Raw genomic sequence first — 13467 nt, forward strand, 5'->3', positions numbered from 1 at the left:
CGTCAATCGCATTGACCGGCCCTGAGAGACTGAGCAGATGCCGAAGGAGCAGGGGCGCAAGATCGTCGCGCAGAACAAGAAGGCGCGCCACGACTACCACATCGAGGACACCTTCGAGGCCGGCATGGTCCTCCAGGGCACCGAGGTGAAGTCGCTGCGGATGGGTCGTGCCTCGCTGGTCGATGGGTTCGTGGACATCGACAACCGCGAGGCGTGGCTGCACGGCGTGCACATCCCGGAGTACACCCAGGGCACCTGGACCAACCACGCCGCCCGCCGCAAGCGCAAGCTGCTGCTCAACCGGGTGGAGATCGACAAGATCGAGCGCCGCGTCAACGAGAAGGGCCTCACGGTCATCCCGCTGTCGCTGTACTTCGTCGACGGCCGCGCCAAGATCGAGATCGGCCTCGCGAAGGGCAAGAAGACCTGGGACAAGCGGCACTCCCTCGCCGAGCGCCAGGCCACCCGCGAGGTCGAGCAGGCCGTCGGCCGCCGGCTCAAGGGCATGCAGGACTGAGCGACCGGCCCACGGTGGTTGAGGTGCGAGGGGAGCGACCACCCCACCGCGACACGACCGCCGTACGCGCCTTCTGGGAGGGGCTCGGCCTCCCGGGCCTCTTCGACGTCCACGTCCACTTCCTGCCCGAGAACATCCAGCGCGCGGTCTACGCCGTCTTCGACGCCGCCGGCCCGAAGATCGGGCGGGACTGGCCGATCCGCTACCGCGTCTCGCACGAGGAGCGGATCGAGATCCTGCGCGGCTTCGGCGTACGCCGCTTCTCGACGCTGCACTACGCCCACAAGCCGGGCGTCGCGGGCTACCTCAACGACTGGTCGCGCGACTTCGCCGCCGGGGTGCCCGAGGTCCTGCGCTCGGCGACGTTCTACCCCGAGCCCGAGGCGGCGTCCTACGTCGCCGACCTGGTCGCGGGCGGCGTCGAGGTCTTCAAGGTCCACGTGCAGGTGGGGGAGTTCCACCTCGACGACCCGCTCCTCGACCCGGTGTGGGGCGCTCTCGAGGACGCCGGGACGCCGGTCGTCATCCACGCCGGCTCCGGCCCGGTCGGCAACGCCTTCACCGGCCCCGACCCGCTGCGCCCGGTGCTCGAGCGATTCCCTCGCCTGACGGCGGTCGTGGCGCACATGGGCGCGCCGGAGTATGCGGAGTTCCTGGCCCTGGCCGAGACCTACGAGCGCGTCCACCTCGACACCACCATGGTCTTCACCGAGTTCTTCGGCGCCTATCCACCCGACCTCGTCCCGCGCCTGCGCGACGTCCAGCCCAAGGTCCTGCTCGGCAGCGACTTCCCCACCATCCCCTACCCCTACGCCGAGCAGCTCGCCGGCCTGTCCCGCCTCGACCTCGGCGACGACTGGCTCCGCGACGTCTGCTGGCACAACGCCACCCGCCTCTTCGCCCGGTGACCGCATCCCTCGACCGGTCGAGGTGCCCCTTTCGGTGGTCGAGGCGTGAGGAGCGCCAGCGACGAGCCTCGAGACCTGGTGAGCCGACAAGCAGCCCTGAGTACCCCGGTCAGGTCGCCAGTCACGTCACCAGGTCTCGAGGCTCAGGCGTTGCACGCCTTCGCACCTCGACCACCGGAGGGGGGCGCCAGGGCGCCTTCGCACTCGACCACCGAGAGACGAGAAAGTTCTCAGAACCCCTGTGGACAAAGGGGATTCTCGACCCACCCACTGTCGGTGGCGGGTGCTTCAGTGGACCTATGAGCAGCCCCGCCACCCCCACCGCGAGCCACCCCGTGGCCGCCGGAGTGGCGCGGCTGCGTGAGCAGGTCGCCGACCTCAACCAGACCCCGGTGTGGTCGATGACCCCCGCCGAGACCGCCCAGGCGCTGGGCGACGCGACCCGGCTGCGCGCCCAGGCCGACGAGCTGACGCTGCGCCTGGCCGCACACGCCGAGGCCACCCAGGTCGGCACCGAGACCGGCGCGACCTCGACCGCGGTCTACTGGGCCAACACACCCACCAGACCCCACGCGACACCGTGAGCAAAATGAAGCTCGCCCAAGCCCTCGAGCGCCACGACACCGTCGCGGCCGCGCTCGCGGCCGGGGTGATCCTCACCGACCAGGCCCAGGTCGTCGTCGAGGCCGTCGACGCCCTCCCCGACGATGTGCAGCCCGAGGTCCGCGCGCAGGCCCGTGCCCACCTGCTGGCCCAGGCCGCGCACCACGACGCCAGAGCGTTGCGGATCCTGGGCAGACGGATCCTCGACGTCCTCGCCCCCGAGGTCGGCGAAGCGCAGGAGGCCAAGGCCCTCGAAGCCGAAGAACGGCGTGCCGAGCAGAAGGCCCGGCTCACGCTGCACGACGACGGCCACGGCACCACCTACGGACGGTTCCAGGTCCCCACCCATGTCGCGGACCGGTTCCGCAAGCAGCTCGGCGCGATCGCGAACCCGAAAGCCGGCGGTGACGGGTCCAGCCCGCACGGCATGGGGCTCGCCCTGATCGAGTACGTGCAGCGCTACCCGACCGACCGGCTCCCGACCTCCGGCGGAATGGACGCCACCGTCGTGGTGACCATGACCCTCGAGACCCTCCTGGGCGGGCTCAGGCGGCCCAGCTCGACACCGGGACCCGGATCAGCCCCGCCCTGGCCCGCACGCTGGCCTGCCAGGCCGGCGTGATCCCGGTGGTCCTGGGTGGCAGGTCCCAGGTCCTCGACCTCGGCCGCAAGGCCCGGTTCCACACCAAGGCCCAACGCATCGCGCTCGCGGTCCAGCACGGCGGCTGCTACGCCGAAGGCTGCGAGAGACCCTCGGCGTGGTGCGAGGCCCACCACCTCACGCCGTGGTCCGAAGGCGGCGACACCACCGTCGAGGACGGCGCCCTGCTCTGCCGACGCCACCACACCCTGGCCCACCACCCCCACTACGACATGACCCACCTCCCCGGCGGCAAGGTCGCCTTCACCAAGCGCGAGTGAGCCACGGCGCGTGCGTCACCAGTAACCCGCCCGGGCACCGATCGCCCGAGGATTGACCAACCGCCCGCAGGGCAGGATCGCGCCATGTCGATGCTTGCTCTGCTCACGCTGCTGCCGCTGCTCGTCACGGGCGTCTTCGCCGTGATCCTCGTGGTGGTCCTCACGCGCTCCCGATCCCGCCCCGCAGCCCCGGTCCTGGCGCCCGCGCCGGGCGGCGGCTTCGCGCCGGCGCCGAGCACCTGGAACGTGCAGGTGCTGGGGTCGGGGGTGATCGGCGCCATGGGCGGCGCGCTCGGCTCGACGTACGGCACTCTCGCCCTCGACGCGGGGTGGCTGACCTTCACCCCGGACGGCGCCGCGGAGCCGCAGTGGCGCGTCTCCTGCAGTGAGCTGTGGGTACGCCGCCAGGGGGTCGGACCGTTCACCGTCGCAAGCGTGCGCCTGCACGGCCCGATGGGCGAGGTCGCGTGCAACGTCAGCCGGGAGCACATCAACCGCTGGTCCGCGAACACCTTGAAGGACTTCCGCGAGTCGGGCTACGCCGCGCAGTTCCTGGCCGCGGTGCAGGCGCACGGGGCTCGAGTGGGATGAGACCGGGGAATCCCGGCTGCGGACACGGCGTTGCACCCCGTAGACTGGACAGACAACTCAAGAGGGGCTGATCGGTTTCGACTTGGGACGTTAGTTCCAGGGGAAGCGGGTCGAGGAGCCAACGTCATCTCGTAAACGATCGTTGGAAACCTATAACTGCCAACACCAATCGCAGTTCCTTCGCTCTCGCTGCCTGAGCAGTGATCGAAGCGTCAGTCCGGGCACCTGCCTCCGTCCCGGGTCCTGGCGTCATCTAGGAGGCTTGCTGCTCAATCCGCGTCGCGGAGGTTGAGCGGGACTTTTCCGTGACTGAGCCTGTCGGGGACGTGTTCGTGCGAGCCCCGGGGCCGAGAAAAGCGACATCACGAACTGCACCCGGAGAAGACCTGGTTCGACGCTCGAGGACGCGGGTTCGATTCCCGCCAGCTCCACACACACAGGGGTCTTCGCAGAATAAAGGCGAAGTCTTCGCAGAATTGCCGGTCCCGGTGGGTCACCCCGCCGAGAGCCAGCCCTCTTGAACGAGAGCCGGCCTGACATCGTCAGGCCGGCCCTCGTTAACTGTCCCTTACGCCTGTGAGTAATGACCCGGCGAAGGACTAGCATCCAGCACGTGGGTGGTTCTCCGGAGGGATTCGAATACGTCCGCCGCGCCGACGGAAGCGTGGTCATCACGCACCACGGCCGAGTGGCGGCGAAGCTGCGAGGCGGCCGCGCCGCGGAGTTCCTCGCCGAGGTCGAGGACGATCCCCAGCTGGCCATGGCCCGGTGGACCGGGAACTACCGGCACGGCAACGAGCGGGTGGCTCGCCAGCATCCCCGCAACAGGCGCTGAACGGCCGGCTCTCGTGTGGCGACCGTGGCTGCCCTCGGCTGCCCGCTGGCCGGCGTGAACGCCGTGGCGAGTGTTCGTGGCACGATCCGCGTCATGACGGAGACAGACGGGTCGACCCGCCCGATGGGCGCCGATCGCCGGTACCGCTCGAGGGTCGGCGAGGCCGACGCCGAGCTCGACCAGACGCTCTCGGACGAGCTGGACAAGGTGAATGCGCAGGCGACCCGCGGAACTGCTCCGGCGCAGGAGCTGACGATCCGGATCGACGACGAAGCCGGCAAGCTGGCAGCGGGCATGAGCGGCTGGACCTGGGGCGTCGCTGCCGGTATCGCGATGACCTGGGTGCGTGACGACACCCGTGGCGCGGGTCTCGGCGCCAGCCTGCTGGCCGAGTTCGAGGCCGCGGCTCGCGCACGGGGATGCACCCACGTCTTCGTCACCTCTTTCACGTTCCAGGCGCCGGGCTTCTACGAGCGACAGGGCTACCGCGAGATCTTCCGCTGGGAGGACGTGCCGGTCCCGGGGGCTTCCGACGTGCACTTCCGTAAGGAGCTCTGAGTCGGGATCGGCCCGACCTGAGGGTGCTGCGAATCCGGGCACTTTGCCCGGGTCTTTGGACAGGTGTCACGAGGCGGGAGCCGCCCTACAGTCGACGTCAAGGGCGCTCGGGCTCCGGCAGCTGCTTTCGCCGTACGGCATCCGCGCCACGGTCGCGCGGAGCCCGCGCAACGGCAAGGGAGACGCCATGACAGCCCCACGGACCTCGCAGGACCCCGAGCGGCCCGGTCCCGCCACCAGTGCGGCTCCGCCGTCCCTGGCGATCGACCCACGGGGCTCGATGATCCGGGCCGTGGCCTGGGTCCTCGGCGTGCTGCTCCTGCAGTTCGCGTTCATCTTCAGCTACGTCGCCGCGTTCCATGACCCCACGCCGCACCAGCTCGAGGTGAAGGTAGTCGCGCCGCCGGGGGGCAGCAGTCAGGCCCAGCAGCTGGTCGACGAGCTCAACCGGCTCTCGGGGGACCCCCTGGACGCCTCGCTCGCCGACTCGGAGTCGGAGGCCCGCGAGGACGTCCGCGACGGGGACGAGGTCGCGGCCCTGGTGCTGCGCCCGGACCAGAGCAGCGACCTGCTGTTGGTCGCCTCCGGCGGCGGCACCTCGTTGGAGGAGGCCGCGACGGAGGCCCTCACCAAGGTGGTCGCGGAGCAGCAGCGGACCGTGGAGAAGGAGGACCTGGTGCCGCTGCAGAGCGGCGACGCCCGTGGGCTCACCGGCTTCTACCTCGTGGTCGGCTGGGCGGTCGGCGCCTACCTGTTCCCCACGGTGGTCGCGCTGGCGCGCGGGGACCGGCCCCGGTCGGTACGCATCGCGGCGCTCCGGCTGGCGGCGCTGGTGCCGTACGCCCTGGCCTCCGGGTTCGGGGGCGCGCTGATCGTCGGCCCGCTGCTGGACGCCCAGACCGGCCACCTCTGGCAGCTCGGCCTGCTCGGGACCGCGGTGTCGTTCTCCATCGCCGCGCTGGCGATCGGGCTGGAGGCGCTCTTCGGGGTGATCGGGATCGGAGTGACCCTGCTGCTGATCGTGATCATCGGCAACCCGAGCGCGGGCGGGGCGTTCCAGGCGGGGGTGATGCCCACCTTCTGGCGGGTGGTCGGCGACTGGATCCCGACCGGCGCCGGCGTGGACGGGGTGCGCCAGATCGTCTACTTCGACTCCGATGCGATGACCCGGCCGCTCCTGGTCCTGGCGGCGTACGCCGTGGCGGGCATCGTCCTCACGCTGCTGGTCTCCGGGCGGGGTCGGCGCCCGGAGCTCTTGATGAGCGCCTGAGCCAGTACGTCGGCAATGTCCAGGCGCCGACCCCGGCGAGGCGCGATATCCGGGGAGCTCAGCTGGATGACGCCATGCCGACCGGCTTGCTGGCGCGGATGATCGCGCCGTGCATGCCGGGGACCGCTTCGTGGGTGAACTCGACCTCGGCGTCGACGAACCCTGCGGCGCTCAGACCCGCGAGGTACTCGGCGCGGGAGAGGGCGCCGGCGATGCAGCCGACGTACGAGCCCCGCTCGGCGCGGTCCGCGGCGGTGAGGTGGTCCTCGGCGACGACGTCGGAGATGCCGATCCGCCCGCCGGGGGCCAGGACGCGGTAGATCTCGGTGATGACCTTCGGCTTGTCGACCGAGAGATTGATGACGCAGTTGGAGATGACCACGTCGACCGACGCGTCGGGCAGTGGGACGTCCTCGATGGTGCCCTTGAGGAACTCCACGTTCGTCGCTCCGGCCTTGGCGGCGTTGGTGCGAGCCAGGTCGAGCATCTCCTCGGTCATGTCGACGCCGTAGGCGAAGCCGGTCGGCCCGACTCGGCGCGCGGAGAGCAGCACGTCGATGCCGCCGCCGGAGCCGAGGTCGAGCACGCGCTCGCCGGCGCGCAGGTCAGCGACGGCGGTCGGGTTGCCACAGCCGAGGCTGGCCGCGACCACCTCGGCCGGCAGCGCAGCCTGGTCGTCGCTGCCGTACAGCCCCGCGCCGAACGCATCCTCGACGGTCCCGTTGCCGCCGCAGCACGAGGAGGTCCCGCAGCTGTCGTCAACGGTCTGCAGCTGGTCGTTGAGGGCAGCATTGCCGGTGCCGCCGACGACCGCGGTGGCGGCTTGGGCGTAGCGGTTGCGGACCTCCTCACGTACCTGGTCGGGGGTCTGTCCGGCGGTCTGCGCGCTGCTTGCGGTCATGGCGTCTTGCTCCTCGTTGGCATCGATAGTCTTCGATGTATCGAGGCTCGTCTATCCATCGACGGTTGTCAATATGTCTGGCAGGATGGGGCCATGGCCACCCGTACAGCTCCGCCCGTCCTGGACGCGACGACCGCGGCGGCGGCATGCTGCTCGACGGTCACCGGCGGCGTGCTGGACGTGGCGGAGGCGCAGCGGCTGGCGCGTATGTTCAAGGCACTGGGTGACCCGACGCGGGTCCGCCTGTTGTCGCTGATCGCGGCCCAGCCTGATCTCGAGGCCTGCATCTGCGATCTCACCGAGCCGGTGGGGCTGTCGCAGCCGACCGTGTCCCACCACATGAAGCAGCTGGTCGATGCGGGGCTGGTCGTGCGCGAGCAGCGCGGACGCTGGGCGTTCTACCGCCTCGTCGAGGACACCCTGAGTGCCCTCAGCGGCGCGCTCAAGCCCTGACGGGTCCAGCTATGAGGCGGCGCCCGCGAGGTGGGCCGCGGTCACGGTCTGCGTGAACTCGCCGGCCGCCAGGGCCCTGATGTTAGCGGCCACGTCCGTGCGCTCGCCGTGGCGCAGCACGTGCGCGAGGACCCCGTTTCCGACGATGACGTCCGCGACCAGCGACACCTCGTGGTCGCGGTGCGCCATGAGGGCCGGCTGCTCGTGCAGGGGGAGTGGCGCGAGGGTGCAGGCGAAGCCCCACGCCAGCTCGCGGGCCCGGTCCATGCCGAAGCCGAAGATCCGCTGCTCGCGCGCCGGCATGATGTGCGTCAGCAGCGCGAACTCCGGGCTGTCCTCGCCGAGCTCGGCCTCCACGACCGGGGTGAGGCTGGCCAGGACGTCGTTGATGCGGCCGAAGTCGTCCTTCAGCGCCGGCAGTGCGGCCCCGGGACAGGTCTGCGCGGCCGCGACCCCGAGGTCGAGGGCGATGTGGGCGTTCATGCCGACCAGGAGGTGCTGCAGCACCACAGGCCGTGAGCTCGACGCCACCTCGAAGGCCTTGAGCCAGGCGCGGCTCGGCAGCTGGCCGGCGCGCCATGCGTCGTAGGCGTCGAGGAAGCGGTTGGCGAACGTCACGTCCAGACGCTCCATCCGGGGCCCGTCGTCGAACTCCCCTGCGCGCACGCCCTCGCGTACGGCGATCGTGACCCGGTTGTACAGCGCGGCGAAGTAGCCGATCCGATCCTCGCGCGCCTCGGCGTCCTTGATGATCTCCTCGAGCCGGAGGATCACTTCGTCGATGGTCTGTGCCTGCATCGCGCGACTCTCGCAGGTTCCGTGACCCTGCGCGCCGGTATGGCGAAAAGACAGCGTCCTGGTGAGCCTGTTCCTAGGTCGGCTGCCGGTAGGGGCCCGCATGGCTCGTGGGGACGGAGACGGAGCCCGTGGTGGTCGCGCCGACCTGTCGGCAGGCGCCGCGCGGCACCGCGCACGAGGTCAGCAGGAGCCGCAGACCGGCGGAGCGCTCGATGAGGACCCGGCCGCTCGCGCCCCAGCCGAGGAAGCGGAACGCCTCGTCCGCGCGCGGCTTCGGCACCGGCACCCGACGTACGACGCGTCCGTCCCTCATCGAGCGGACGGTGCCCTCGCGGCCCACCACGTAGTGCCCGTCGGGGGAGACCGCGACCGGGTCGAAGCGCGCCCGCCAGGCCGGCGTGCCGGGCCCGGAGAGGCTGGTCGGGCCGACCAGGCCCGGGCGCTTGCGGGTGCCCACGAAGACGACGTCGTGCTCGGCGGCGACCAGGGCGGTCGGTCGCTGCACGACCCGGGTCACCGCGCCGGTCTCGTCGATCACCCGGGTGCCGCGGAAACCTTCGACGTACACCTTGCCGTCGGCCACGTCGGAGATCTCGCCGAAGAGGCTCTCGTACCAGGTGTTGAGCACCACGCGTCCCCGCAGGTCGACCACGCGGACGTAGAGCGCGTCGGCCTGGTCGGTCGACGCCGTCAGGATCCGGTTGCCGTCGTCGGAGAGGGCCTCCGTCACGTACAGATCGACCCGGTTTCGCCCGGCGATCCGCCGCACCTTGCCATCGGGTCGCACCAGGCGGAACGTGCCGTCCGACGCCACGACCCAGCCGGTGCGGACCGTGCCCAGAAGGACCGGAGCCTCGCCCGCGGTGCGGGGCAGGCGCATCACCTTGCCGCCGGAGAGGTGCAGGTCCCTGCCGACCAGGCTGACCGCGCGCAGCACCGGCGCCACGCGCTCGTCGGAGGAGTTGGCCACCGGGGCCGCGGCCTGCGCGGGGAGCCCTGTGAGCAGGGAAGCGAGCGCCGTGAGGGCGACGACGGCCGTGGCCGCGAGGGAGTGCCGGGTCATACCCCGCTACTACCCCCGCGGCCGTCCCGTCAATCCTCGACGCTCCAGGCGGCGAGGACTCCTCGTCGCTCGCCCCTCGCCGCGGGGACGCGTGCTTGAATCGAACGCGTGCCCGACCCGGTCGACGCCGCGTTCGAGGCCGCCCCGCGCGAGGGCTTCCTGCCGAGGTGGCTGCGCCGCCGCGCGTCGTACGACGGTCCGCTCGAGATCGGCCACGGCCAGACCAGCTCGCAGCCGCGGACCGTCGAGGCCATGCTGCGGCTGCTCGCTGTGCGCCCCGGCGACCGGGTCCTCGACGTCGGGTCGGGATCGGGGTGGACCACGGCGCTGCTGGGCCACCTGACCGGAGCCGCCGGCGAGGTGGTCGGGGTGGAGGTCGTGCCCGAGCTGGTCGCGTTCGGACGGGCCAACCTGGCCCGCCAGGAGCTCCCCTGGACGAGCATCCGCCCCGCGGAGCCGGGCGTGCTCGGGGTGCCGGACCGGGCGCCGTACGACCGGATCCTGGTGTCGGCCGAGGCGCGGCAGCTGCCAGACGAGCTGGTCGCGCAGCTCGCCCCCGGCGGCCGGATGGTGCTGCCGGTGAGCGGCACCATGCTGCTCGTGGAGCAGGCAGAGGGGCGCCCGCGGGTCACCCGGCACGGCGGCTACCGGTTCGTGCCGCTGGTGTGAGCGACGCCCGTTGGGGGTTTCGGCCCGCACCTGGGAGAGTTGACCCCGATGACCAGCTCCACCGACACCCGCCCGCGCCGTACGTTCGCGGTGATCAGCCACCCCGACGCCGGAAAGTCGACCCTCACCGAGGCCCTCGCGCTCCACGCCCGCGTGATCAACGAGGCCGGCGCGGTGCACGGCAAGTCCGGTCGCAGGGGCACGGTGTCGGACTGGATGGAGATGGAGCGCTCGCGCGGCATCTCGATCACCTCGGCCGCGCTGCAGTTCGACTACCGCGACCACGTGGTCAACCTGGTCGACACCCCGGGCCACTCCGACTTCTCCGAGGACACCTACCGGGTGCTCTCGGCCGTCGACTCCGCGGTGATGCTGGTCGACGCCGCCAAGGGCCTGGAGCCGCAGACGCTCAAGCTGTTCCAGGTGTGCGCGCACCGCGGCATCCCGGTCATCACCGTCATCAACAAGTGGGACCGACCCGGCCTCGACCCGCTCGAGCTCATGGACGAGATCGAGAAGGAGATCGGGCTCAAGCCGACCCCGCTCACCTGGCCGGTGGGGCAGTCCGGGGAGTTCCAGGGTGTCCTGGACCGCCGTCGCGGCCACTTCATCCAGTTCACCCGTACGGCGGGCGGTGCGACGCGCGCCCCCGAGCTGCACGTGGCCGCCGACGAGGCCGGTGCCGTGGCCGGCGCAGCGTGGGACGCCGCGCTCGAGGGCCACGAGCTGCTCGAGATGGACGGCGCCGACCACGACCAGGAGCGCTTCCTCGCCGGCCGGACCACGCCGGTGCTGTTCGCCTCGGCGCTGCAGAACTTCGGCGTCGCCCAGCTCCTCGAGGTCCTGCTCGAGCTGGCCCCGCCGCCCTCGGCGACGGAGACCGTCGACGGCACCCGGCGCGAGGTCGACGACGACTTCAGCGCGTTCGTCTTCAAGGTGCAGTCCGGCATGGACACCAACCACCGCGACCGGCTCGCCTACGCCCGGGTCTGCTCCGGGGTGTTCCAGCGCGGCATGGTCGTCAACCACGGCGAGACCGGCAAGCCGTTCGCCACCAAGTACGCCCAGGCCGTGTTCGGCCGCGAGCGGTCGGTCGTCGAGACCGCGCTGCCCGGTGACATCGTCGGCCTGGTCAACGCCGCCGCACTGCGGGTGGGCGACACGATCTACGAGGGCCGCGCCGTCCGCTACCCCCCGATCGCCAGCTTCGCGCCCGAGCACTTCATGTCGGCGCGCGCCGCGGACACCGGGCGCTACAAGCAGTTCCGCCGGGGCATCGAGCAGATGGACCAGGAGGGCGTCGTGCAGGTTCTGCGCTCCGACCTCCGCGGCGACCAGGCGCCGGTGCTGGCGGCGGTCGGCCCGATGCAGTTCGAGGTCGTGAGCGCGCGCATGGAGTCCGAGTACGGCGCCGCCATCCGGCTCGAGCGCCTCGACTACCAGCTCGCCATGCTCACCGACGCCGACGGCGTCGAGGCACTGAGCGCCGTACGCGGCGTCGAGGTGATGCGCCGCTCCGACGGCGCCTACCTCGCCCTGTTCCCGGACAAGTGGCGCGCGCACACCGCCAAGCGCGACAACCCCGACATCTTGCTCGAACAGCTGCCCGCGAGTGGCGGCTGACCATGGAGCCCTGCTCCACGACACCAGAACGGAGCTCTACGTGAGCCATCCCCATCCCGAGCTGCAGAAGCCGCCGAAGCTGGCCCAGGGCGCGCTGCGCGTGGTCGCACTCGGCGGCCTCGGCGAGATCGGCCGCAACATGACCGTCTTCGAGTTCGACGGCAAGTTGCTCATCGTCGACTGCGGCGTGCTCTTCCCCGAGGAGCACCAGCCCGGCGTCGACGTGATCCTGCCCGACTTCAGCTGGATCCGCGACCGCCTCGAGTCGATCGTCGGGATCGTGCTGACGCACGGCCACGAGGACCACATCGGCGGGGTGCCGTACCTGCTGCGCGAGCGCCGCGACATCCCGGTCATCGCCTCCAAGCTGACGCTGGCGCTGATCACCGAGAAGCTCAAGGAGCACCAGATCCGCCCGGTCCGCGACGAGGTCGTCGAGGGCGACCGCAAGTCGTTCGGGCCGTTCGACCTGGAGTTCCTCGCGGTCAACCACTCCATCCCCGACGGGCTGGCGGTCGCCATCCGCACCCCGGGCGGCACCGTGCTGCACACGGGCGACTTCAAGATGGACCAGTTCCCGCTCGACAAGCGCATCACCGACCTGCGCGGCTTCGCCCGCCTCGGCGAGGAGGGCGTGGACCTCTTCCTCACCGACTCCACCAACGCCGAGGTGCCGGGCTTCACCACCTCCGAGCGCGAGCTGACCCCCGCGATCGAGCAGGTCTTCCGTACGGCGCCGCGCCGGGTGATCGTCTCCAGCTTCGCCAGCCACGTGCACCGCATCCAGCAGGTGCTCGACACCTCCCACGAGCACGGCCGCAAGGTCTCCTTCGTGGGCCGCTCGATGGTGCGCAACATGGGCGTCGCGCAGGACCTCGGCTACCTCAAGGTGCCCAAGGACCTGATCGTGCCGCTCGCCCAGCTGGAGAAGATGCCAGCCCACAAGGCGACGCTGATCTGCACCGGCTCGCAGGGCGAGCCGCTCGCCGCGCTGTCGCGCATGGCGAGCCGGGACCACAAGATCCGCATCGGCGAGGGCGACACCATCCTCATGGCCAGCTCGGTCATCCCCGGCAACGAGAACGCGATCTCCAACGTCATCAACGGTCTCACCCGTTGGGGCGCCAACGTCGTCCACAAGGGCAACGCGAAGGTGCACGTCTCCGGTCACGCCAGCGCCGGCGAGCTCGTCTACTGCTACAACATCGTGCAGCCGAAGAACGTGATGCCGGTGCACGGCGAGTACCGCCACCTGCGGGCCAACGCCGACCTCGCGATCAGCACCGGCCTCGACCCCAAGAACGTCGTCCTCGCGGAGGACGGCGTCGTGGTGGACCTGCACCAGGGCAAGGCGACGATCACCGGCAAGGTCCAGGCGGGCAACATCTACGTCGACGCCCAGACCGTCGGCGGCGTCACCGAGGCGACGCTCAAGGACCGCCGTACCCTCGCCGAGGAGGGCGTGGTCACGGTGCTCGCGATCGTCGACGCCGACAGCGGTCAGCTCGCCGACCCGCCCGACTTCCTGGTGCGCGGCTTCGTGCACGAGCCGAAGGCCTTCGAGCCGGCCGTCCAGGTCATCGAGAAGACGCTCGCGCACGCGGCCCGCGAGGGCATCGGCGACGCCCGTCAGCTCGAGCAGATGCTGGCCCGCGACATCGGCCGATGGTCCCACAAGACCTTCCGCCGCAGCCCGTTGATCATCCCCATCGTCATCGACGCCTGACGCGCCGCCGACGGGTCACTCGCGCGGGGGG

Annotated in this window: 16 protein-coding genes and 1 other RNA gene; 14 read left to right on the forward strand and 3 right to left on the reverse strand. The window is 71.0% G+C overall.

Annotated features, from left to right (window positions below):
- Positions 1-37: 37 nt before the first annotated feature.
- The 10 genes from smpB (at position 38) to LRP67_RS07685 (ending at position 6203) form a co-directional block, all read left to right on the forward strand.
- Complete coding sequence (gene smpB, locus LRP67_RS07640; RefSeq protein ID WP_231244723.1) at positions 38-517, forward strand: SsrA-binding protein SmpB; 480 nt, start codon at positions 38-40, stop codon at positions 515-517.
- 23 nt (positions 518-540) lie between these two features.
- Positions 541-1425 carry an amidohydrolase family protein gene (locus LRP67_RS07645; RefSeq protein WP_231269579.1) on the forward strand — a complete coding sequence of 295 codons (885 nt, stop codon included), beginning with the start codon at positions 541-543 and terminating at the stop codon, positions 1423-1425.
- A 299-nt stretch (positions 1426-1724) separates the two neighbouring features.
- A complete protein-coding gene (locus LRP67_RS07650; RefSeq protein WP_231269580.1) occupies positions 1725-2009 on the forward strand; it encodes a hypothetical protein in 285 nt (94 codons plus the stop codon).
- A gap of 5 nt (positions 2010-2014) precedes the next feature.
- The gene (locus LRP67_RS07655) at positions 2015-2650 is read left to right on the forward strand and encodes a DUF222 domain-containing protein (protein WP_231269581.1); all 636 of its coding nucleotides are present in this window, start codon (positions 2015-2017) and stop codon (positions 2648-2650) included.
- Entirely contained in the window at positions 2647-2949 is a 303-nt protein-coding gene (locus tag LRP67_RS07660) for an HNH endonuclease signature motif containing protein (protein ID WP_231269582.1), read from the forward strand. Before LRP67_RS07655 ends, LRP67_RS07660 begins: the two co-directional genes overlap by 4 nt.
- An 84-nt stretch (positions 2950-3033) precedes the next feature.
- Entirely contained in the window at positions 3034-3540 is a 507-nt protein-coding gene (locus LRP67_RS07665; RefSeq protein ID WP_231269583.1) for a hypothetical protein, read from the forward strand.
- 63 nt (positions 3541-3603) lie between these two features.
- Positions 3604-3974, forward strand: a transfer-messenger RNA (tmRNA) gene (ssrA, locus tag LRP67_RS07670).
- A 179-nt stretch (positions 3975-4153) separates the two neighbouring features.
- Positions 4154-4375: a hypothetical protein gene (locus LRP67_RS07675; protein ID WP_231244727.1), complete on the forward strand. Its 222-nt coding sequence runs from the start codon at positions 4154-4156 to the stop codon at positions 4373-4375.
- A gap of 93 nt (positions 4376-4468) precedes the next feature.
- Complete coding sequence (locus tag LRP67_RS07680) at positions 4469-4933, forward strand: GNAT family N-acetyltransferase (protein ID WP_231269584.1); 465 nt, start codon at positions 4469-4471, stop codon at positions 4931-4933.
- A 187-nt stretch (positions 4934-5120) separates the two neighbouring features.
- The gene (locus tag LRP67_RS07685; RefSeq protein ID WP_231269585.1) at positions 5121-6203 is read left to right on the forward strand and encodes an ABC transporter permease; all 1083 of its coding nucleotides are present in this window, start codon (positions 5121-5123) and stop codon (positions 6201-6203) included.
- 58 nt (positions 6204-6261) lie between these two features.
- On the opposite strand, the gene arsM is transcribed toward LRP67_RS07685, so the two are convergent.
- Positions 6262-7104 (reverse strand): arsenite methyltransferase, encoded by an 843-nt coding sequence (gene arsM / locus LRP67_RS07690; protein ID WP_231269586.1) that lies wholly within the window; start codon positions 7102-7104, stop codon positions 6262-6264.
- Positions 7105-7197: 93 nt separating this feature from the next.
- Here arsM and LRP67_RS07695 point away from each other — a divergent pair, with 93 nt between their 5' ends.
- Positions 7198-7557, forward strand: coding sequence for a helix-turn-helix transcriptional regulator (locus LRP67_RS07695; RefSeq protein ID WP_231269587.1), 360 nt, complete (start codon positions 7198-7200; stop codon positions 7555-7557).
- 9 nt (positions 7558-7566) lie between these two features.
- On the opposite strand, the gene LRP67_RS07700 is transcribed toward LRP67_RS07695, so the two are convergent.
- Positions 7567-8355, reverse strand: a complete 789-nt coding sequence (locus tag LRP67_RS07700) for a DUF5995 family protein (protein WP_231269588.1) — start codon at positions 8353-8355, stop codon at positions 7567-7569.
- Between the two features lie 73 nt (positions 8356-8428).
- The gene (locus LRP67_RS07705) at positions 8429-9418 is read right to left on the reverse strand and encodes a hypothetical protein (RefSeq protein ID WP_231269589.1); all 990 of its coding nucleotides are present in this window, start codon (positions 9416-9418) and stop codon (positions 8429-8431) included.
- Positions 9419-9526: 108 nt separating this feature from the next.
- On the opposite strand from LRP67_RS07705, the gene LRP67_RS07710 reads away from it, so the two are divergent.
- The 3 genes from LRP67_RS07710 to LRP67_RS07720 are packed head-to-tail and all read left to right on the forward strand — an operon-like array spanning position 9527 to position 13436.
- Positions 9527-10087, forward strand: coding sequence for a protein-L-isoaspartate O-methyltransferase (locus LRP67_RS07710; protein ID WP_231269590.1), 561 nt, complete (start codon positions 9527-9529; stop codon positions 10085-10087).
- A gap of 48 nt (positions 10088-10135) precedes the next feature.
- A complete protein-coding gene (locus LRP67_RS07715) occupies positions 10136-11710 on the forward strand; it encodes a peptide chain release factor 3 (RefSeq protein ID WP_231269591.1) in 1575 nt (524 codons plus the stop codon).
- Positions 11711-11750: 40 nt separating this feature from the next.
- Positions 11751-13436, forward strand: coding sequence for a ribonuclease J (locus tag LRP67_RS07720; protein WP_231269592.1), 1686 nt, complete (start codon positions 11751-11753; stop codon positions 13434-13436).
- Positions 13437-13467: the final 31 nt, after the last annotated feature.

Source organism: Nocardioides sp. cx-169, assembly GCF_021083605.1.
Lineage (GTDB): Bacteria > Actinomycetota > Actinomycetes > Propionibacteriales > Nocardioidaceae > Nocardioides.

Excerpts from the sequence above, each read along its gene's own strand:
- smpB (WP_231244723.1), top strand. The coding sequence starts at position 38 with ATGCCGAAGGAGCAGGGGCGCAAGATCGTCGCGCAGAACAAGAAGGCG.
- LRP67_RS07650 (WP_231269580.1), top strand. The coding sequence starts at position 1,725 with ATGAGCAGCCCCGCCACCCCCACCGCGAGCCACCCCGTGGCCGCCGGA.
- LRP67_RS07655 (WP_231269581.1), top strand. The coding sequence starts at position 2,015 with ATGAAGCTCGCCCAAGCCCTCGAGCGCCACGACACCGTCGCGGCCGCG.
- LRP67_RS07665 (WP_231269583.1), top strand. The coding sequence starts at position 3,034 with ATGTCGATGCTTGCTCTGCTCACGCTGCTGCCGCTGCTCGTCACGGGC.
- LRP67_RS07680 (WP_231269584.1), top strand. The coding sequence starts at position 4,469 with ATGACGGAGACAGACGGGTCGACCCGCCCGATGGGCGCCGATCGCCGG.
- LRP67_RS07685 (WP_231269585.1), top strand. The coding sequence starts at position 5,121 with ATGACAGCCCCACGGACCTCGCAGGACCCCGAGCGGCCCGGTCCCGCC.
- arsM (WP_231269586.1), bottom strand. The coding sequence starts at position 7,104 with ATGACCGCAAGCAGCGCGCAGACCGCCGGACAGACCCCCGACCAGGTA.
- LRP67_RS07695 (WP_231269587.1), top strand. The coding sequence starts at position 7,198 with ATGGCCACCCGTACAGCTCCGCCCGTCCTGGACGCGACGACCGCGGCG.
- LRP67_RS07700 (WP_231269588.1), bottom strand. The coding sequence starts at position 8,355 with ATGCAGGCACAGACCATCGACGAAGTGATCCTCCGGCTCGAGGAGATC.
- LRP67_RS07705 (WP_231269589.1), bottom strand. The coding sequence starts at position 9,418 with ATGACCCGGCACTCCCTCGCGGCCACGGCCGTCGTCGCCCTCACGGCG.
- LRP67_RS07715 (WP_231269591.1), top strand. The coding sequence starts at position 10,136 with ATGACCAGCTCCACCGACACCCGCCCGCGCCGTACGTTCGCGGTGATC.